Origin of the sequence: Pseudomonas nicosulfuronedens, assembly GCF_005877905.1 — a bacterium.
In the GTDB taxonomy this organism is placed as follows: domain Bacteria; phylum Pseudomonadota; class Gammaproteobacteria; order Pseudomonadales; family Pseudomonadaceae; genus Pseudomonas; species Pseudomonas nicosulfuronedens.
This window is the reverse complement of the sequence record NZ_SWDV01000122.1, coordinates 1-843: the sequence shown is the minus strand read 5'-3', so window position 1 is coordinate 843 and position 843 is coordinate 1. Positions and strand designations below refer to the sequence as shown.

At 55.4% G+C, this 843-nt stretch carries 2 protein-coding genes; both read left to right on the top strand.

Annotated elements, in window-relative coordinates; all coding sequences use genetic code 11:
- The first annotated feature begins 73 nt into the window (after positions 1-73).
- Positions 74-388: a hypothetical protein gene (locus tag FAS41_RS30710; protein ID WP_138527031.1), complete on the top strand. Its 315-nt coding sequence runs from the start codon at positions 74-76 to the stop codon at positions 386-388.
- On the top strand, positions 388-843 hold a 456-nt coding region (locus FAS41_RS30705; RefSeq protein WP_138527030.1), incomplete at its 3' end, for a DNA primase. The genes FAS41_RS30710 and FAS41_RS30705, both read left to right, overlap by 1 nt.

Below are 843 nucleotides of genomic sequence, written 5' to 3'. Positions count from 1 at the left end.
TTTTTCGTTTCAAAAACCCTGACGGGGCACACCTCCGTTAGGGGGTTCTCCGTCGGAAAAACGGAGAACTGAAATGATCAAATCCAATGAAACCCTGAAGGCGAAAGTGCTGGTTGGTTATGGCTTTCTGCTGTCCTTCCTGGGCGCGCTGTATGCCCCGGCGTTCGTAAAGGCAGTTGTGCCCTTTGCACTTTGCATCGTGCTCGCTGCTGCTTTGATGCACGCTCCGTCGCTCATGGCGCTAATCCGAGGGGCTCTGAAACGCCGCGCGAGAACGACGTCCCAGCAAGCTACACGCGTTGGAACGGCTACTGCAGTCTGGTGCGACCACATCGACTACGACAACTTCCACATGCCCACCTACCTGCGCCAAGGGGAGGAGTGCTGATGAATACTGTCCGTGTTGATTTTGATGAGCCGGCCTACCTCAGAAGTTACAAGGGGATGTGCGTCCATTCGCATCGGTACTGTCGTGACGATGTGACGCTGCAGCTGAATGATGATGTCTTGGCTCTCGAGCCCGTCATCCTCAATCGCCTGTATCGCCCGCAGGATCGGCTACAGCCGGCAATGCAGGCTGCAGTTGTTTCGGTCGAAGGGGAACTCCTTGAGCAAAATGACCACCGGGGACTGGATGCAGTCGATGCCGAAGCTTCGAACTCCTGTGCTGCTGAAGAAGACATCGAGCTTTCCTTCCGGCAGGGCATGGAGGGGGAGTTTGTTGAAGGGATCTACAACGGTTCAGGTTCGCACTGGTATCGCTTCAATAAACGTAATGGTCGGTCGTTCTATCTGCGCATTGGCAATCACCTCGTTTGGGGTGCGGAGCTGGCGATGGAGATC